This window comes from Lentzea sp. NPDC037011 (assembly GCF_055607425.1).
Window position 1 is genome coordinate 37,133 of record NZ_JBVJRT010000019.1, and the last position, 19,795, is coordinate 56,927.

The window sequence follows — 19,795 nt, forward strand, 5'->3', positions numbered from 1 at the left end:
GAGTGGGACAATCTCCCTTCGAGAGAGCAGGTACGGCGCCGATTGCCTTATCGGGCTGGCCCAGGTTCTTCCACGTCAGAGGTCTTCTGGACGAAAGCTATCGGTCCGTCGTATCGAAAGGCAACGATTGCGGTCACCCGCTTGTTCTCGTCACGGCCCCTAAGTAGGTCGGACGCAGAGGGTACGACGAAGGCCTGCAGGCCGTGCTCGAAGGCGATAGTTCCTGCCGTCGGCTTCGTGATCGACTGAACCCGGCCAGGCACACGTAGGAGGATCGAGGGTGCAGGGCTACCACTTCGGCGTTCCCAGGTCGTTAGATCCGAATGGTGGATCAGCTGGCCAAGTCCCGAACCCCCGCCGAGCCATTCGTAAGGGAACCTTCGATTGCCGAACCAGGTGGCGCGCTCGCGGCACCGCTCGACCTTCCGCTGATAGTCATCGACAGCAGCCTCTTGCCCCGCCATTGCGAGTAGATACGAGATGACGTAATCGTAGAACAGAGCTTCACGGCTTCCATCGGTTTTGGCCCATCCGGCCACCAAATCGGCGGCCTGGTCCAGCGATGCGTTCGTGAAGCGAGCGGCCCAGAGCCATTCCAGCAGGCTGTGTGCGTCGCGCGGGTTGTCCAGCAGGTTCTCTTCCAGTAGACCGACCGCACGTTGGACATCCTTGGTTGACGCTTTGCGCCACGAGCCAGCCCTATTTCGGTAGGCCCGAGCGAGCCGCCTCCGGATGGGCGGCTTTGCGAGGTCTGTTCGGTCGAGCAGGTTGCGCCACCCTTGAAGGAGGGCGGAGTAGTCATCATACAACTTCTCAAGTTGGATTTCGACGGTCTCTGCAACAAAGGATGCTCGGTCTGAACCGCGGATCTCTCGGGCAGATTCGATGCTTTCTTCGGCGTCGGCCAGCAGGTCGCGGTAACGACCGGTCGTCGGTCGCGACAGAAACTGCGCGTACGTTGTGGAGCCTGATAGTGTATAGCCGTATTCGATTGCTGCAATATTTGTCTGAGCAAGCGCGATATGTCCGTACTCGGTCGAATCATCGATGCTGGAAACGTTTCGGAATGCGTCGCCTGCGGACTGACACAGCTCGAGAACTTGACCCTCCTGCTCCGTGGCACCATTGAGGCCGGCCTCGCGGATACGGGCACGCATCTCGTTGCGGAACACCATGCCTCTCATGTGGTGCAGGAGTGGGTCTTTTGGTGAAAGTGCGATTGCGCGGTCGACGGCCGCCAATGCATTGCTAAAATCGCTTGCATCGTACGATAGGAGCCGACCTAGGTGCGCCCAGTAGTGCGGCTCCTCTGGGAACGCTGACACGATCGCCCTGAGGATCTGAAGCCGTCCGGCAGATGACAAAGCGCGCATGAGATCGGTATACGTGGCATTGCCACCTCCTTCGACATCTACGGGTTCACGACTTTCGCGAGTCGTAAACAGGCGATCTATGATGCTTTTCATGTCAACTGGAAGTCGTCGCCCGAATACGGTCGCTGCATGACTAATGAGGCGCAGGCTCCATCCAGGCAGGGAGGCCTTCCAGTCCTCGCGTCCAGGTGTAATCCCTTCAGGTGAGAGAATCTGCCGGAGGGCTTCTTCAGCGATCAAGCTATGGGTAGTCCGCCAAGCGCCCTCTGGATCCTCAACCAAGAGATCGCTTAGTGCAGGAGCGAGTTCCTTCGCGAGGTCGACGTTTGCGGAGGACGGGATGTCAAGAAACTTGGCAAACAGCTCTGCTGGCACCGGGACGCCGCAGAAAAGATGGCACATGCAAATGAGTACAACTACTTCCCGGTCCTGATCTGAAAGGTTGACCAGGAACTGTGCAACGTAACCTTGCAGACCTTCAAATTCTGTGCCGAATGCTGTAAGGGCGTAGAAAAATGGCACGTTGTTGTCGCTAGCTCTGGCGGCCAGTTCAAACACTTCGACACTTCGTTGAGGATTGAGATCTGCGAATCGTTGAGCTATGTCTAGTCTTTCCTGCAAGTGGTTGAGCGCGCCAACATGGACGCTGCGATGGCGTCGCTCGGTATCGTTGCCGATCTCCGGACTTTTCGTGCCCCCACTCGGTGCTGTTGTGCGACGAGCGGTAACGAGAATCACTGCCGGTACAGAGTTGGCGCGGAGCGCCTCGAAAACGTTCCGTACAGTCACGTCTGGAACAAGTTCCGCCACTACCAACACTGAGATGTCACACAGTTGCGCGAGCTCGCTTATCGCCTGCATGAACACGCTCTCGTCGACGTCGCCGCGTACATACACCGTTGGGTGTTCGTCTTTTAGGTCCCAAGCGGCACGACGCGCCATCGTCGTCCCCCCTGCGCCGGGTGTGTGGGTGAGCGCTACTCTGAGGGTAGTGTGCTGCTTCAGACTTGGGCGCAGCACTTCGTCAACGAGCTCTGATGTGGAGCGTCTCTCAACGTCGAGTCCCAGGCCCAACTCATACCAGGTAATCGGACGACCTTTGTAAAAGGCGTCTGGCTTGCGGTTCCGTTCGCCTACGATCCCTACCTCAGAATGAAGAAGATCCATCGTATCCGCGTACCGGCTGACAAAATCGTCAGGCAGGGAGATCCGGCCGTCGCGGCTTGGCAACGTGGCAACGCGCGTCCCGTCGGTGATAGCTGGCCTTTCGGGCACTATCTGTAGCAGGTCGCTGGGGTCGCACAATATCGTGCGAGCATCATATTCTGCCAGGAAGCTGGAGTCGGAGGTCGCGACAATAAAGACATCAACCCGGTCTCCGAGCGCGTCGACACATGCCTCGACGATGGCGCGTTCAGCGCTCCGTGGCTTGCCCATGCAGACAACAGTGGCAGGGTTCGATGAGACATGCGCCATCGCTTCAATCGCTTTGACGACAAATCGGAAATGTTTACGACGCCAAACTCGTAGATCCTTGCCTGGGTCGACCGGGTCTGCATCGCTTAGTCCAGCAGCTGCTAGCCACACAGTGCTCGATCGTCCGAAGAAAGGATCCTGGTCTTTGGTGAACAACCGTCGGTCGCCAGGTGCGCCTGTGGCAAATGCCCATCCCCCGTCGACATCCGTCGACGGGTTGAGGTCGACGATCACCTTCCAGTGCAAGGCTGAGATCTTTGCTCGTGCCTGGGTCGTCAACTGGGAGGAGTCAATGACCAGGATCGTGCTACGCGCTGTGGACCAGTCGGTACATGCTGCAGCCAGGGCTTCGAACGCTCGTGCCACATCGATGGAGACGGGGCTTTGGCCGCCGATGCTGACCAATGGCGCTTCGGCCGGGGCGGCGACATCCAAACCAGCGCAGAAGCGGCCTAGCGCACCGCAGGAAAGTTCGAGGCACCACTGCTGCATCGAGGGGTCTTTCAACCTGATCGCGAACAGCAGCGCGTTGGCGGCAAGAGATAGCAGGGTTTGATCTTGCCAATGGTCAAGTAGTCGGAGTTTGTTGGCGAACTCCTCACCAACCTCAGACATGCCCTTCGCGAGACTCAACAGTCCTGCGACCTGCAGGTGCTCAGGTCGATCTACGGAGGGGTCAAGGAGGAACTCCGAGACGGCCTGACGCTTTATGTCGGTGAGGTCAGCAACCTCTCTGACAAGTATAGATAGCAGCAAGTGAATTGGGTCTCGTGCAAGAGGTGCGCTACTGCTATGCGCTGCAAGGTCGATAAGACGGTACCCTGCAGGGTTAGGCAACGGCTTTTGGGGAACCAGAACGTTATCGGCGTGCAGATCGCCATGGGCGCAGCCAACGATAACCATCAAGTGTTCTGCTTCGAGTCTTTCTAGCCATTCGTTCGAACGCGCCCAGGCCATAGCATTTGGAACTATTTCCCCAGTCGTGATGCGCACCCACGACGGTAGTGTGGCGCCGATCGACGGGGTGTACACGACCTGTTGGGCGAACTGGTCCAATGGGCCACCCTCAACAAGCCTTGTCCCAAAGTGTTCGCGAAAGAAAGGGACAGGTGCCTGCCGCACAGTCTTGGCGGTCGGGTTCCATTCAGACAGGATTGACCGTACAATTGTGGCGGTCGCGTGCGGGAGGTCTCCGCTTCGCATAGTCGAAAGCGGCCTAATTGTTCGCAGTGATCCGCCAGCGACTTCCTGGAACATGATGGTCCAGCCGCCTTTGCCGATCACAGGCGGAACCGGCAATGTCACCAGATGGGCGGCAGCGAAATCTGGGGCAGCAGCGAGCGCCTCAGCATGACGTTCGGCTTCCTTCCCGGTGATCCGGCCGGGTGGACACACCTTCATCAACACCAAAAGGGCAGCGCGACCTGGACCGTTGATGACGACGGTCGCAAGGAGCGCTCCACTCAGCCCTGGGGCGATCCAGCGATCGAAGTCAAGGAGTGTCCCGGTGTCGGTCATCCACTTCGACAGGGCGTCTTTGACGCGAGGGTCAACCGCGCGCGAGATCTCGTCCGGCATCGCATCGTTGATCTCGATGGGGCTGTGATCATCTGCCGCCTGCATGAACCATCCTCACGTCTGAAGATCGGACCTCGCGCGGGTGAGCCTAGTACTCCCGCCGCTCTTGTCGATGGAGTCACGACACGAGTTGCCCGCGCAAGCGGGTGGTGTCATGGAACCCTGAAGGCACTCTGATGCCGCTGGCAGCGCACGTTTCGCCATACTCTGCGTCCTCCTGCTGGCCGAACCATGGGACAGAACGCGTTCTCGATCGAGCTGCAAGCCAGTGGTTCTTGAAAGGGTCGGACGATGCCTACTTTCCTTAGGGAAGGCGGCGAGCAGACGTGGTAACTGGTCTGCGGTTGATGACGTCGTCGGGTGGGCTGGAAGCGGGCATCTAAGAACTCGCCAACTCCTACCGGCTGGGTCGTCTCACTGTCCTTGAGCAGGAGACAGCTAACTCTGAGGCACTCACAACGGCATGACGTCTGAGACGGTCGAGGACGTAGGGCAGCCCCCGTCTCCTCCTGGATGGCGTCCAGCAGGAGACGGGGGCTGACGTTGGCACGGCTATGCGGTCATGGGCCGAAAGGGCATCAGCGTGAGACGACCAACCGGATGAACTGCTTCTCAATGACCTGGCCAGTGGTGAGTGCGTCGTCCGGTGTTCCCGCGCGGTAGGCCGTGATCGTCGGCTGAGCGGTGCGGTCCTCGCCCCAAGCACGGATTGCGGTGCACAGCCGTTCGGCGAGCTGCTCTCCGACAGGGCCGTGGCCGATCGCGCCGAGCTCCCAACGCTTGTCCTGTGCGTCGGGCTCGGGGTTCTTCAACGACATGTACGCCAACGATTGGCCATCGACGAGGGCGACGCTGCTGTACCGGAAGGCGGGATTGGCCAGTCCGGCTTCCACAGCATCGTTTCCAGCGCAGAAGCGCACCGTTCCCGACTCAACCGCGGTGACCAGCGGCCAAATGAGGTCGGTGGACTCCATGGCCACGATCGACGTGCCGGACCACGTGGTGCTCGCAGGAGCGTCCAGAACCCCTTGCAGGGCATCGAGATCCACGGACTGGTCAGGGTCCCAGAACAGCAGTACGTCGTCGGCGATCTCACCCTTCTGCTCGCCGTTCTGGCCGTTGCCGATCATCGGGATGAAGCCGCACAGCTGGCTGTCGGTGGCACGCAGCACGCCGTGGTCGTTGACGAACGCGACGCTGCGGGTCTGGCCGCGCCAGGTCAGCGGGACGACGAGCCGGCCACCGGGGGCGAGCTGGTCAAACCAGGCCGGGGGCAGGTCCCAGGGGCCGACGGTGACGATGATGCGGTCGAATGGGCCGTTCTCGGGGTCGCCGAGCGCGCCGTCTCCCGTGATGACGTGTACGCGGTCGTAACCGGTGGCGGCGAGTGCTCGCTGGGCGTGCTCGGTGACGTCAGGGTGGATGTCGATGGTGCTGACGTGGCCGGTCTCGCCGACGAGTTCGGAGAGCAGGGCGGCGTTCCAGCCGGTGCCGGCGCCGATCTCCAGAACGCGCTGGCCAGGGCGGGCGTCAAGCTGGTTGAGCATCATCGCGACGACGGTGGGCACGGAGATGCAGCTGGCGGGCCTGCCTCCGGGAGGGCCGGGCTTGATGGTGATGGCTCGGTTGGCGTAGGCGTCCTCGATGCTCGCGTCCTGCACGAACGGGTGGCGGGGAACCGTGCGCAGGACCCGCTCGACCTCGGCCGACGTCGCTTGGCTGTTCTCCACGATGTGGTCGACCATCCGGTTGCGCAGGTCTTCGGGCTGGGTTTCCGTGGTGGTCATCCCGTTCCTCTCGCGTTTAGTATCCCGGTCGGGTGCGGCGAGGAGCAGGCATGCGTCCCAGTGGAACGCGGGCTCGGTCGCCGAGTAAAGGGCCAGCGCGACTCCGGTCGCGCCCTCCAACAGGCCGTCCCCGGCCGGTGGCCGATGATCGCGCAGGTGCTGTTGGAAGTCGGTGTGCAGCCGTGGCAGGAGTGTCGCGAGTTCGCTGCCGGGGCCAGCGTCGTCAGCGGCGCGGCGGACAGTCTGGACCAGTCCGGCCCAGCCGTGGCACAGCGATGCGCCGTCGAGCTGATCAAGCTGCAATTGGTCGGTGATGCAGGAGGCGAGCGCACTCTCGGCGCTGCGCTGTCGCTGATGGTCGCCCAGGGCGATTCCAGCGAGCTGCTGCGCGCGGGTGATGCCGGGCGTGCCGTAGCACCATGACGGCCGCTGCGGACCGGTCTGGCTGGTGATGCCCGTGCGCCACTCGTGCAGGCTGATGGTGCCTGGCCACCACGGTGTGGTGCGGGTGCCGAGCTGCCAGCGGTCAAGCATCCCGTAGATCTGCTCGATCGCTTCTGCGTGGCCGGACACGGTGGTGCCGCTGATCTTGGCGGTTGCCAGCAAGGCCAGCGGACCAGTGACGCCGTGGGCGATCGACAAGTTGGCGTGCCCGCCAGGCCACTGCGGGCAGGGACGATCGGCGGGTTCGTTGCAGGTCCACCAAGCGGGTAGCTGCTCGCTGTCGAACGTGATCGGCTCGCACACCAGCCGCACGAGGTAAGACAGCACGTCGTGCAGCAGCGCGTCGTGGCCGGTGTGCAGCAGGTAGGTCCCGATCCCGGTCAGTCCGTTGATCAGATCGAACTCGCGCAGACGCGCAGGGAGTCCGTCGTCGATGCGCTGGTGTGCTGCGTCGAGGCGACGCCGCGTCAGGCGTGTGATGTGCTCGTCGAGGGTGTGCAGCGGGCGGGCATAGGCCGGGTTTCCCGTGGCGCGCAGCACGAACGCGACGGCGGGCGCGCCGTTGAACAAGCACGCGTCGCGGTGGGCGGCGAGCGGGCTGCGGGTCATCGCCGCGACCCATTGGCGTGCGGCTGGCCAGCCGATGAGGCCGGCGCGAGCCTGGCCAACATGCAGCAGCGCTGTCCCTGCCGCGCCGTAGGACAGCGACTGTCCCCAGGCGGGAGTGGGATCCTGCAGTGGCGGCGCGGCGGACGAAAGTGTTGATGTCATTGGGAGTCGCCGCCTTGGAAGCGGGCTTTCCAAGCCAGCGCGGCGTGTCTGGTGAGGCGCTTGCAGAGGCGCTCGTGGTCGGGGTTGATGCCGATGGCCCGGTTGTGATGCATGTGCAGCAGCGACTCCAGCGCGGAGTTGATGTCGATGCCGGTGCCGGAGTGCAGGTGTCCGCGGTAGGCGGCCAAGGCCTCGGCGCGGGCCTGCCAGGCCTGCTCGACCGGCTCCGTCCAGCCGGGCAGCTGCCGTAGCGCGGTGAGGTCGATCGAGAGCCGCATTGCCTCGTCGAGGATGTCCCGCGCGATGGTGACGGCGGGCGCGGTGCGGTTGATCAACCAGTCGGTCGCGACGGCGGACGTGCCGAGAAGTCCGCGGACGATGTCGACCATGTTCGCCACAGCCAGCGCGGTGGGGTTGACCGACTTGGCCGGCAGGGCACGGAGCATGGCGGCGACCAACCGCGAGTCGGCGGCGAAGACGTCCTCGGCCGCTTCCAGCGCCGCGCCGTGCCCGTAGCGGCCGATCTCAGGCTGGTAAGAGGCGAACCGAACGTCCGTGATCAAACCTGCCTGCCGCACCCGCTGCGCCCATTCTCCTACCGCGATCGTGCACGCAGCGTACTGCTCGGTTGTAGGTCGCAGACGTAGCCGGAGGTGATCGGTCTCGTGTCGGCTGTGGTATCGCACGAACCACCAGGCGGTGCCCTCGGGAAGGGTGTTGAGCAGCTGCGGCAGGCGCGTGGCGAGGAGGCCGTTGATGCGCTCCGGGTGGGTGTGGATCTTCGCGGTGAGCCAGGTGGCGCCGGGATCGCCGGGGAGTTGTCCGTGCTGGTTGGTTACCTCGGGTAGCAGACCGCGCAACGGGGAAAGGGCGGCTGGGCGGGTGGTGATCAGCGGCAGCGCGATCTCATGGGCGTGGCCGCCGATCCAGCCGTGGTCGGCCGCATCGGTGGCTTCGTAGAGGATGGCCTGGCCGTGCTTGACGAGGTGGTTGTGCAGGAGCGTGGCATGGCCGGGCTCGTCGAGACTCAGCCGCAGTGTGCGGTCGGCGTCGCGCAACTCCACCACGTCCGGGCAGTTCCAGCGCGTCCGCCAGGCGGCGAGCTGATCGGGCCAGCTCTGCGGGCCTGCTCCCTCTGGCGGCAGGTCGTTGGTGGACAGCCGCCACTGCGCCGGGGACAGCACTGTGCGGCCGTAGCGCACCCGAGGTAGCGCCGACAGGGTCACGTGCGAACCCCAGTCGAACTGGTACCAGGAGGCGCTGAACGCGCGCGGCAGCTCGGCCAAGAACCGCGCCAGCGGATGCGGCTGCTTGTCCAGGGCGAGGGCGTGGAACACCTGCGGCTCGACCACCCGGCGCCGTGAGCGACTGACCAGGTAGAGCCGGTCACGGGTCGCGCAGACAACAAGGTCTTCCAACGGGATCAAGGTCGAGGGGTCGTCGTGGCCGCGGTGCTCACCCAACGGGATCACGTGATCGAGGTAGGCGGGCACCCGGCAGACGTTCTCTGCGGGCACGAACTTCGGGCCGAAGCTCAGTTGCGCGCGCAGTGCGCCCTCGGTCGCGGCTGGAAGTGCCCGGTAGGCCCCGGCGAGACCGGAGCCGGTGGCCATCGGGGTGAACCGACTGGTGAGGGTTCCGGCTGAGCGGGCGGGTGCGACGGTGAGCGTGAACTCACCCCGGTTCAGCGCGTCCACGCTGGCGCAGTGCACGCGCGCGGCGAGCTCGACGTGCGGCGGGATGTAGCGCTCGTCCAAGTCCGGGTCGGTGAGCGCAGCGAGGTCGTTGCGGGACAGGACAATCTCGTGGCTGCCGTTGGCTATCGCCTGCCATGCCATTGCCAGCAGCCGTTCGTCGCGTTGCCCGAGCGCAATGGCGGGAGCGGAGCGCAGGCTGCCGTGGAAGCGTGCCGGATACCCGAGGCCGGCATCGGGCGACACGACCTCGAGCAGCGGCACCAGCGTGCCAACGCCGTAACGGTCAGTGAACTCGGCCTGATACTCGCGCCAGGCCGGGTCACCAGCGGGGTGGCGGGTGGTGCGCAGTAGTGCGCTCGCGGCTGCTGCCATCTCCTGCGCGACCTTGATCGGCAGTTCGACTGTGTTATCCAGCAACAGATCCGCGGCGATGGGCGTTCGTCCTGCTGCGGATAGCTTGCGCATGTGGCTAATCAATGCTGCGCGGGCCTCGTGCTGCTCAGCACCCGAGGTCGTGGGGGCGTTGTGGTGCCGCAGCTTGGCGTGCACCGCGTCAAGCTCGCGCAGCAGGTCTGCGATCTCGGGCACTTCGGCGGCGTCTGCGTCGTGCAAGACGGTCAGCACATGGGTGAACGGGTCGGTGATGGTGAACGGCGCGCGGAGGCTGGTCAGCAGGAATCCCGGACGCACGAGTAGAGCGGTGATGCTGTCGCGGACCTTGAGGCGGTCGGTGGTGAAGTCGTTGGCCAGCTTGTCGATGAGGTCGCCGAAGCGCATCGGAGTCGCGGCGGCCTGCCACGCGGCGAGGATCGCGGAGGTGCACAGCACCCTTGCCCGATCCGTTCCCTGTGGGAGCTCCAGCCGGTCACCTCGGCGCACCGCGAGGTCATTGACCGTGACGTGCAGTCGTTCCAGCAGCTGTGGGCAGGCTTCGGCTCGCGTGATGATGTCGGCCAGCCACTGCGCGTCGACTCGTGCCGCGGCCCGGTGCCCCGCTCGTAGCTCGACACGCCCGACCGCGGCCAACGTCACAGGAGCAACGCCGGCGAACAGCCCGAAGGGCGTGGGCCGTCCGATGCTGCGCAGCACGTAGCGCACGGCGGACACGGTGGCGCTGCGAACCTGTTTGTCGGACATCGCTTGCCCGGCGCGGATGTCGTCGACGCGGTCGGCCAGCGACGGGCTGGCCTGCCGCACAGCCGCAGCCAAGTCATCGCGTGCCCACATTCGGTCCAGCCATGCCCGGCAGGAAGCGATGTCGGTCAGGTCGGGCCACTGGTCGGGAGCACTGGTCAGCGGTGTAGCCGAGGCTCGCAGCAGTGCGACCCCAGTGTGCCGATACAGCGGCTTGTGGTCAGCGTGACGCATCCGTTCCTCCAGATGTGACAACGAGAATGACTGCCTCGGGGACCAGAACCGTCTGGCCCCCGAGGCGCATCGGGAACTTCTGGTGTCACACCCCTCCGGTCACACACGCTGACGCGCAGGTCGGGTCGCAGCCGTCGTCGGTTCCGTTGGTGCAGGGGTTCATCGCGGCGTCAGCCGGGACATCGGTGATGAACTCCAAGTGCTCCAAGGCGAACAGGTCGTCTGCGGCGGTGGGCTCGTCGAGCATGATCAATGACATTGGCATCCCTGTTTGTTCGTCGGTTCGACATCAACCTGACTGAAAGCGTTGTGGCGCAACGACATTCGAGTCAGGGCTTGCCGGGTGAACTCATGGGCGAGCACCCGGAAGTCGTTGCGGCCCCGCTGGGCCGGTGAACCACCAGCTCTGGTCGACCTGCAGTACGTCAGTCGCGGTGGCCAGTTCCTCGGTGTCGGCGTCCGTGTCGGGCGCCAGTTCTGGTGTTGTGGCCGCGAGCATTTCGGGGGTGATGACGGGCATCTCGATGGTGTCGAAGTCGTTGCCCGGCCAGTCCCACGTGGTGCCGTCCTTGCTCCACTCAAGGTATAGCGGTCGTCCTTCGGCGACGGCGTTCTCCAGCAGTTCGGGAACCGTCATGCCGCATTGGTTGCCCTCGCGGTAGGCGTGCTGAGCTGCCACGGCGCTCACCGCCAGCGGCTGCTGTCGTCCACCTTCGACCCGACCTTCTGCAGGCAGTCGTCGCAGAAGCTGCCGCTCGGCGATTTGCCCGCCTTCGCGATGTCGAGCACCCGGCCGCACTCGGTGTCCACCGTGCCGTCGCCAGGGCCGGCGCTGTCCCCGATCGCGTGGGTCAGGTTGTCCAGCGGCGAGGTCCACCAGACGTGGCCGCTCACCGGTTTTCCTGGCGCGCAGCAACGCGAAGGCGAGCCTTCCCGCCGTAGGTCGGCAGGCTGGTTGCGCGGATCGACGCGGTGAGCCGGTCACGAGCGGCCAGCCAGCCCGGATCGGTGGCGAGCGATTCGAGTGCCCCGCTGCCACCGGGCGATCGAGTGGGATCGGCGTTGGGCAAGGACATGGTCGGCGTCTCCGTTCACGTACGGCGCCACCCGCATTCCCGAGGAAGAGGAATGCGGGTCGCTGCGCGTAGGGCTCTGCGCCGGAAGGGCCGACCAGATCAGCACGGTGTCGGCGTCGAGAAGGGCGCAGGATGCGGTGGACGCGGTGTCACGGCCAGAGCGTCGGGGAGCAACCGGCCGTGACACCGCAGTATGCGAACGGAAGGTGAAGACCCGCGCGAGCTGATGCCGCAAGGTCATCAACAGCAAAGATCCCACCTGGCGTCACCTCCCGTATCTGGAAAGTGACGCTAGGTGGGACGCTGGATCGCTATTTCACAACTTGTGAACGGGCGGCGTGGATCACCCGGATGGGGCTACACCGACCCTGTAGGCCAGGCCGCGAAGGTCGCGGCCGCCAGCCTCGCGCCTGGCCTGAGCGAGCAAGCCTGCCACCGACTCGCGGACGAAGACGTTGTTGCGAACCTTCTGCGGAGCAAGCTTCTCCGCTTCCAAAAGTGCGGCGAGGCCCTGATCGCGGTGCTTGCGCTCGGTCAGCAGGCCGCGGCCGACGTCGATCCAGAACTGGGCTTGACGGGACTTGGACACACCGGCTGGTCGCACGGTGGAGGCGATCTCGCGGACCTTCGCGCCCGCGCCGAGCTCCAGACCGATGGAGACCTTCCAGATGCCGACGTTGGTGCGGCCGAAGTTGGTCTGCATCCACGGGCTGACGTCCGGCTCGATCCGATCCGCGAGCGCGGTGGCCTCTGCCAGGTGGGTCTGGGCGGCGTCGGCGTCTCCCCGCGATGCGCACGCCAGGGCCGCGGTGAGGTGCGCAAGGCCGTGAACCTCGACGCGCGCACCAGGAAGCTGTGCAGTCTGCACGGCGAGGTCGTACTGGCGAGACCGGTTGGTGCCGCTGATCAGCTGGGCACGCTGGTAGGCGGCATACGACAGCCAGACCGGGTCGTCGAGCTCCTCGGCGGCCTCACGCATCCGTTCCACGGCCAGCACGGGCAGCCCGGCCACGCCGAGGTCGTGGGCGAAGTAGGCCACCGCCTTGTAGGTCGCGATGAGCCCGACCAGGGCAGCCGTACGCTGCTTCGGGTCGTTCGCGGCGACGAGCAGGTCCCGGATCAGCGAAGGCAGCAATGCGCCTTGAGCGGCGTAGTCGGCGTTGGGCCGCAGCGTGAGGTTGAGCAGGTCCAGTTCAGCGCTCACCTGCTGCCACGGTCGTGCTGGTGCGTCGGGCACCTCGCCGATCCGCCATGCGGTCATGGCGTCTTCGACCTCGAAGATGTGGCCGTGTGCCTCTTCGGAGGCTGCATCGGTCGGTGCGTAGGGCTTGCCGGTCAGCTCGGCCGGCGACACGCGTAGCGCGTTGGCCAGCGCTTCCAGCGTGGCCCGCTGGTTCACTGGCCGCAGGCCCCGCTCAATCATGCTTAGGTAGCTCGGTGCCATGCCCGCGAGCTGTGCTGTCGCGGTCAGACTCATTCCCCGGAACGAGCGGATCTCACGTACCCGCCGACCGATGTGCGCCTCGTCCACGGCCACCTGCCCCTCGTCGGAGAGTTCTTCTCAGCCGAGGTACCTCCGGCCGACGGCCTGGAACGGCACCCCTCGCCACGTCAGGCTAGCTGTTATCCGCCGAATACCGGTTCCGGTCGGTGCGCTGAAGGTCCATCGTTGTGGTCATCAGACCTCTGTTGGCTGACCTTACAAGCGGAGGCAACCCTATGCAGTGACCTGTATCTCGCACTTGGCGTTCCTGGTGATCACCACCAGCGCGTGGCGCACTCAAAGTGGCGATCAGCGATCAATTGGATTGGGATGCGGAGCATGGCGTGGATCCGCTCAGGTCGAAGACCTGGGTGACATCGGTGGTCATCCGGTGAGGGTTGCTGTCCACGACATGGTGCGCCCTAAATTTTCGACCCGCATGGACCGTGAACTGCAGATATTCGCCACTGTTCCGACCACGCGTCGCTGTCGGCGCCGTAGCGGTGGTGCTCGATGGGGTGCCCGGACTGGCTACTGTGGCTCCAATGCGCCTGCGCCGGGGCTGGTTGCACTCGGCGCGGCGTACGCGTCGTATGGCCATGGCCGGAGTTCGCGCTTTCGGTACGGCGCTGATGCAACAGCAGCTGCGACTTGGCCGCTGATCGTGGCCGGGTTGCTCACCACCGCGATGGCCGGGCCGTGGAAGAGTAACGCCAGCTCTCGCAGGAAGGCGTGGTTGCCATGGGTTCGGCATCTTGCTGTCGCTGTGCGCCATCATTGCATGGCTCTCGAATTAACGCCGTTTACGGTTACGGTTGCTGCCTACCAGCTTCTAGCCCTGCTACTCGCCGTCGAACTGCTGAGCCACTCGCTCAAACGCGTCAACCCGATAGTTCAACCAAGACCGGTAACGAGATCGAGAGCGAGCTTTTGGTTCGTCTCGCGGACAGTCCAGACACAGATTCCATCTTTCAATCGACCGCCGAAAATTAGACGTGAGCTACTTGCAGACGCAATGCACCCGCAGGCAATGGGCAAGTGGAGGCGGATCCGATTGCGCCGCAAGAACAAACAACTATGGCTATAAGATGCTTCAGCGACGGAAGGTCGGTGGACAACTGATTAGTTGTTCGTCAAGCATTGGGGTGCACTGACTTTCGCTGAAATAAATGGTAAGTGATCGGTACGAGTTGGCCGATACGAGAGCGCACCATTTTGCCACTCGGCGACCACCGTGCCCGCACAGCATGATCCACCATTTGTCGCCGAAGATGGCCAGCTTTTCAGCAAGTGTCCGTGCTCATTGGACAGATCTGTTCTAGGATGACAGCGCGTACTCAGCTGCGTGCACGCAATGTGTGCACCGGGCACAGCGTCACGAACACCCGCAATAATATCCGGCAGCGGATTCTTGAACTTAGTCCGCCCTAGGGAAAAGATCACCAGCTCTGGGGCAACTTTCTCACACAGTCTACGAGCAAATTCGCGCTCGTCTCGTGTATTGGCGCCGCCACCATGATGCGGAAACACAAGAATAGGTGCGCGTATGTCGACATCTCGACCAAGGATCGATTCGAACGCCTTACTGTCAATATCGCCGGGCAATAAAGCCGCTGGCAGCCCATCAAGATGTACCCTCAGAACGGCCGACATCCGATTGCTGCTAATTGAGCCGAGCTTATGTTTCCCCGATGTTGGCCCGATTCCGGCATAAAAGACATCCGGATGAATAATCTCTACCTTGATCCTATCAAAGTCGAGATCTCCGTTGGCGCCGACGTTGAGATTGCTTTTGAATGCGATCTCCCCTCGATCAAACTTGTCTCGTACGATCGTAAGCAGGTCTATGTATGTATCAGAGTCTTGAATTGAGTTGGGGTTCGCCCATATGGTTCCAACTTGAACGTCATTGTTGCTGATAAGTCTTGCGGCGCCGCCGATATGATCGTCATCTGCGTGCGACAGCAGAAGATGAACTACGTCGCTGCAACCATTGCTCACTAGCGCGGCGGCGACACGCGGCGTACGAGGAACATCCACGACCACACTGCGGACACCGTCCCGGATGACAGCGCAGTTACCGTGGCCGACGTCCAAGATCGCCAGTTCTAATGGCGCCTCTTCTGTCATGCTGTCGGCAGCCAATCTGAAGGAACCTCAGGCGCCAACTCAAAGTGACGGAAGAAGAGTTCACCGGGGGTATCTGCATAGATATTGACTTCAGCCATAAATCTGCGCCTCTTAAGCATGTGCGGCGTAATACCTTTGATCAAATCCCCTATAAGGGATGTTGGGATGGAGACCGTTTGTTGCGGACGCCACGCCGTAACGACAACCTCGGCAATAAGTCCAGCCGGACCTGGGCGAGTGTCTTCAACTCGAACTACAGTGCGATATGCTTTCCGCTGAGGAAGATAGATTCCACGACGTTCCCCATCCGCAATAGTGAGAGCCTGGGTGATTAGATCTGGACTGTTGCCTTCCGAACCGCGATTCAGCATTTGCGGAATGCCTGCACGCCATTGTCGAATCGTGGTGTTCTCGTCACTGTTTGCGTAGCTGGTAATTAGGACCGCGGGAATATTGACTACATTTGCTCGCGCCACAACCTCAGCACCGGAATAAGAGATAGCCCGGGCCTGCCCCAGTCGATGGTCACTGATCGCTGCGGTCGCCTTGTCTGCGATCTCTTTAACCATTTCCTCAACGCCACGAGGATTCGGTGCGATAAGAACCGGATCGAAACCGGCTTCATCCACTAACCAACGTAGGGCGTTCGCCGCCATCGGGTTATCGTCAACAACCGCTACGCGATCGCCACTCTGCAATGGCCTATCTAAGACCGGCAAAATGACCACCTCGACTTGTTATTCGCATCGATGGAATCCAGGCTAGTTCGAATCAATAGTCCGCGGTAGCTCAATGATGAACTCAGCCCCGCCTAGTTCACCCCGCGCCTTGGCATGAACTTCGCCTTGCATATCTCTCGCAATATCTTTGACGATCGTCAAGCCTAGACCGGTGCCATCTTCACGAGTCGTCCTACCCGGAAGCCAGATTTCGTCGAGCGCCATTCGAGAGACGTCAATACCCGGTCCGTTGTCGAGAACCGAGAGAACTATGGTCTCATCCAAAGTTTCCGTGCGCACGACAATAACTCGCTCATCGGTACCATTCTCGTGTGGATGCGTAAAAGCATATACAGCGTTGGCGAGGAGATTTGCAAGGATCGCCTCTATGGAGGCCACGGTGGTTCGAACTGCAGGGCCGTCTTTAGCTAGCTGAAGCTCAGTCCGAATGTTCGCGATTTCTAGATGCGGTGCGAACATAGCGGCTAGATCCTCGATGACCGGGTTAATTCCGACTATTTGCGCTCGACGCTTCCTTCGATGCAACAAGCGGAGCGGTATATCAGCGTAGGTCCGAAGCGAAGCTGCTGCTTCTTCAATCGTACAGACTGGCTCGGCCAGCTGAGCCTTGAATATATCCTCGGTAAGCAGTCGCCTGGCTCGCCGATCGATCGCCCGTGAAGCAACCTGGATCAGATCAACAGGATTCTTCGTCTCATGGGCAAATACAGCTGCAGTCGTCCCGACGGTCGCAAGCGTGCGATAGAGGAGCAAATCGTTCTCGACTGTCTGAACCTTGTCGTCGTAAGCCCGACGAAGTTGATCTGTAACCTCGCGCACTACCCGCTGTTGCGGTGCCGGCAGCGTGCGGATTGTGTCCTCAACTTTTGCCCATGCAGCCTTAGTCTCCGACCCGGCTTTATCTTTTTCCTCTTTCCGGCGATTCTCTCGGATCTTCAGACGCTCGAAAGCGGCCCAGTCAAGAACATTCTGACCAAACTTGACCAGCTCAAGAAATGCTGAATTTTCCAAGAATCCCATACGGTCGGTCTTGGGCTTGAGTTGCTGTTCATCGTCGTCGAGCGAAATACGTCCAACTGCCGTATTGGTACCCGGCCGAACTTCAGGACTGCGCACCCGCCGCAAGTTCATCTCCAGCCAGTCATGGCCTTCGTCACCGTAGGGGTGAACGCGGAGCGACCTATGGTAGAGGTGTACTCCGCCGACAGCTTTAAGCCAAGAACGCACCTCGCTGACCTTGCGTCGCGAGTTTCGCACCACGAAGGACTCAGCGCTCAGATTGAAGGTCCATAGCTCGAACTCAGCCGCAGGAGCAAAGTATCGAAAAGTCGGCTCGCCTCGTGAGGCTGGACTTGCAGAACTAACTTTGAAATGGTCACCAGTAGCCAGTTCGACGCCACGCCAGTCGTGAAGGCTGGCGCTTGCTTGACCGTTCTCATCCAAAGTCGCTCGAATTATATACTCGGCCTCATCGAAGTATTTGAGTTGCACCAGTTTTTCGAGCTTGCGAAACTCAGGGGCTTCGAGGCGTACAGAGAATACATCGGGAGCAGAGAACGGACCCGTAAGCAAAACAAGAGCACGCGCGAGGCGCTCGACATCTCGCTCCTCGAACGTTGAAACGAGGTTTGTTACTTCGATTCGCGTTCCCGGGCGGCGATCGGTCTCCGATGTATCAATGTTTAGCTGGACTTCTTCGACTGCATCGACCGCGTCGAAAGCGTCCCAATCAATCTTCAGAGTGTGCTCGACGCCGGGTTTCTCCCGAGGACGCGTCGTCAACGTGACCTGTCGTCCAAGACGAAGTGCAGCTAGCCGCCCGAGCCCCTTTTCGCCTACTTTTCTTCGGAGAGTTCGACTGTGAGTAGCCTCAGCTTTCGGCGACTTACCAAGGAGCAGCCAGCCGCTGATGATCTCATCGAGGGTCATCCCGTCACCGTCATCGGTGACGACCACAGTCCCGCCAGGCTGGTCGACGTCCTGCAGCTCGACTACGCAAGTGGTGGCATCAGCGTCGTAGGCGTTCCGAACGAGCTCGATGACTCCGAGGTCCGGATGGGGTACCAGCTCCTCCCCGAGGCGTCGCAGGATGTCAGGGGCGAACCGTAGGGTTGCTTCGTGCATGGCCCCCTCCTGCCTCGCACGACGCACCGCGTTCGGTGCGTCACCATGTGATAGCGCGTCGAACAACAGTACTGTTACATAGCCGGTTCGTGCTGTGCTTCGACAACCTCGGGAGCAGTCTGTGGCAGTCGCCTCTGGTAGTTCGGCATTCGCTGAGCACCGTGTTTGGCTCGATGAACTGCTTCGAGGCATCCTCCAAGGCCACCCGATTGGAGCAGAGCTGATCGACCTCGGCCTCGATGGTCACGCAGCTGCCGAGGCGAGGCGTCTGTTGTCCCTCGATTTTCGCCGCAGTGTTGGCGCGTTCTTCACGCCCAGCACGCTTCGCGCGGAGGTTAGCGCGATTCTGCGTGATATTCCAGGCAAAAATTACCTGGACCCGACTTGCGGAGCAGGCGACCTTCTCCTTGCTGCGGCAGACCATCTCCCGATTAGAAGAACCCTTCGAGAAACGATTGCTAAGTGGAACTCACACTTGGCCGGCTGGGATCTTCATAAGGAATTCATACAAACCGCCCAGCGAAGGATCGTCCTAAATGCTGCCAGGCGCCATCTTCTCGTTACGGGCTCTGCGCGATGGAAGACTTCGAATTACGACAGTTTTTTGACGCAAGTCCAGATCGGTGACGCAAGCAAAAACCTTCATGTCGCGAGCGGTAAGCACGATGTCGTGCTTTTGAATCCACCATATGTGCGGGTTCCAGTGCAGAGGTCAGACATCTCGTGGGCCAGCGGAAGCACATCAAGCGCGGCCGTGTTTCTCCTTGATGCAGTCGACTACCTCGACAATGGCGGACATGTCGTCGCTATTCTGCCTGACTCTTTGAGAAGCGGAACTAACTTCTCAAAATGGCGCGCAACCGTGGAGGCGAAGGCCGACGTGAAGCTGGTTAAAAACAGTGGACAGTTCGATCAACATACGGACATTGATGTTTTTCTGCTGGTTTTGCAGGTTCGGCCGCATGGCCCGAACGGCAAGAGCGTGGAGTGGTGGCCTAAGGTCGATCACAGTGTCACCGTCTCGGATAAGTTCGATGTACGCGTCGGCACGGTTGTAGACAATCGCGACCCACTTGAAGGCAGAAACTACCCTTTCCTGGTTGCTCGCGATCTTCCAGCGTCAGGAACCAGTACTACCCCTAAGCGTCGTCGACGGTTCAGTGGTCGAGTTTTCACTCCTCCGTTCGTTGCCATTCGGCGAACTTCTCGCCCGGCAGGAAATTCTGGCGCTCGATCTGGCGGCGTTTTGATAGTCGGAAAGTCCGCTATTGCGGTCGATAATCATCTAATTGTCGCCACGCCGAGATCCGGTACCGTTGAAGAATGCGAGCAACTCCTTAGGGTGCTCGACGCTCCAAGCACTACGGCGTCGTTGGATGACAGAATTCGTTGCCGACATCTGACAGTGGGCACTGTTCGGGAACTCCCCTGGGGCGAGCATCAGGCATAGCCTTCATATGCGGCTCTGTACAAACCAGCACCCTGCGAGAGCCAGAGTCGGTAGGAGACTGTTCGATGAACAGACGGCTGATGAGTGCGTCATGAACAGCAGCACGCTGGCGGGCTTGAGCTGAATTCTCTCGTCAGGCGGGGATTCACGTGATCGTAAGCAGTTTCCACTCTCGCTCAATAATCTCTTCGAAGAAGAATTTAGCTCTGTGCACTGTTGCTGATAACAAGGCAACAGTGCGGTGATCGATCGGGCAGATCTCTCCCAGCTCACGCACGAAGCTGCGTGCGCCAGCTCG

The 19,795-nt window shown here is 61.7% G+C and carries 12 protein-coding genes; 1 reads left to right on the forward strand and 11 read right to left on the reverse strand.

Annotated features, from left to right (window positions below; all coding sequences use genetic code 11):
- Positions 1-47: 47 nt before the first annotated feature.
- The 11 genes from ACZ7CH_RS37815 to ACZ7CH_RS37865 form a co-directional block, all read right to left on the reverse strand.
- A complete protein-coding gene (locus ACZ7CH_RS37815; protein ID WP_470376135.1) occupies positions 48-4,472 on the reverse strand; it encodes a tetratricopeptide repeat protein in 4,425 nt (1,474 codons plus the stop codon).
- A 533-nt stretch (positions 4,473-5,005) separates the two neighbouring features.
- Complete coding sequence (fxlM, locus tag ACZ7CH_RS37820) at positions 5,006-7,429, reverse strand: methyltransferase, FxLD system (protein WP_470376136.1); 2,424 nt, start codon at positions 7,427-7,429, stop codon at positions 5,006-5,008.
- Complete coding sequence (locus ACZ7CH_RS37825) at positions 7,426-10,494, reverse strand: lantibiotic dehydratase (RefSeq protein WP_470376137.1); 3,069 nt, start codon at positions 10,492-10,494, stop codon at positions 7,426-7,428. Before ACZ7CH_RS37825 ends, fxlM begins: the two co-directional genes overlap by 4 nt.
- 85 nt (positions 10,495-10,579) lie before the next feature.
- Positions 10,580-10,747 (reverse strand): hypothetical protein, encoded by a 168-nt coding sequence (locus ACZ7CH_RS37830; RefSeq protein WP_470376138.1) that lies wholly within the window; start codon positions 10,745-10,747, stop codon positions 10,580-10,582.
- A gap of 96 nt (positions 10,748-10,843) precedes the next feature.
- A complete protein-coding gene (locus tag ACZ7CH_RS37835; RefSeq protein WP_470376139.1) occupies positions 10,844-11,173 on the reverse strand; it encodes a hypothetical protein in 330 nt (109 codons plus the stop codon).
- Between the two features lie 5 nt (positions 11,174-11,178).
- Entirely contained in the window at positions 11,179-11,388 is a 210-nt protein-coding gene (locus ACZ7CH_RS37840; RefSeq protein ID WP_439660589.1) for a hypothetical protein, read from the reverse strand.
- Positions 11,385-11,570: a hypothetical protein gene (locus ACZ7CH_RS37845; protein ID WP_470376140.1), complete on the reverse strand. Its 186-nt coding sequence runs from the start codon at positions 11,568-11,570 to the stop codon at positions 11,385-11,387. Before ACZ7CH_RS37845 ends, ACZ7CH_RS37840 begins: the two co-directional genes overlap by 4 nt.
- Positions 11,571-11,913: 343 nt before the next feature.
- Positions 11,914-13,107, reverse strand: a complete 1,194-nt coding sequence (locus ACZ7CH_RS37850; RefSeq protein WP_470376141.1) for a helix-turn-helix domain-containing protein — start codon at positions 13,105-13,107, stop codon at positions 11,914-11,916.
- 1,068 nt (positions 13,108-14,175) lie between these two features.
- A complete protein-coding gene (locus ACZ7CH_RS37855; RefSeq protein ID WP_470376142.1) occupies positions 14,176-15,198 on the reverse strand; it encodes a ComEC/Rec2 family competence protein in 1,023 nt (340 codons plus the stop codon).
- Positions 15,180-15,911: a hypothetical protein gene (locus ACZ7CH_RS37860; RefSeq protein WP_470376143.1), complete on the reverse strand. Its 732-nt coding sequence runs from the start codon at positions 15,909-15,911 to the stop codon at positions 15,180-15,182. The genes ACZ7CH_RS37855 and ACZ7CH_RS37860 overlap by 19 nt, the downstream gene beginning before the upstream one ends.
- Before the next feature lie 33 nt (positions 15,912-15,944).
- Entirely contained in the window at positions 15,945-18,047 is a 2,103-nt protein-coding gene (locus tag ACZ7CH_RS37865) for a sensor histidine kinase (RefSeq protein ID WP_470376144.1), read from the reverse strand.
- Positions 18,048-18,168: 121 nt separating this feature from the next.
- On the opposite strand from ACZ7CH_RS37865, the gene ACZ7CH_RS37870 reads away from it, so the two are divergent.
- Positions 18,169-19,497 (forward strand): N-6 DNA methylase, encoded by a 1,329-nt coding sequence (locus ACZ7CH_RS37870; RefSeq protein WP_470376145.1) that lies wholly within the window; start codon positions 18,169-18,171, stop codon positions 19,495-19,497.
- The last annotated feature ends 298 nt before the right edge of the window (positions 19,498-19,795 follow it).

Bases quoted from the DNA above. Each gene is read 5' to 3' on its own strand.
- ACZ7CH_RS37865 (WP_470376144.1), bottom strand. From the start codon at position 18,047: ATGCACGAAGCAACCCTACGGTTCGCCCCTGACATCCTGCGACGCCTC.
- fxlM (WP_470376136.1), bottom strand. From the start codon at position 7,429: ATGACATCAACACTTTCGTCCGCCGCGCCGCCACTGCAGGATCCCACT.
- ACZ7CH_RS37815 (WP_470376135.1), bottom strand. From the start codon at position 4,472: ATGCAGGCGGCAGATGATCACAGCCCCATCGAGATCAACGATGCGATG.
- ACZ7CH_RS37845 (WP_470376140.1), bottom strand. From the start codon at position 11,570: ATGTCCTTGCCCAACGCCGATCCCACTCGATCGCCCGGTGGCAGCGGG.
- ACZ7CH_RS37825 (WP_470376137.1), bottom strand. From the start codon at position 10,494: ATGCGTCACGCTGACCACAAGCCGCTGTATCGGCACACTGGGGTCGCA.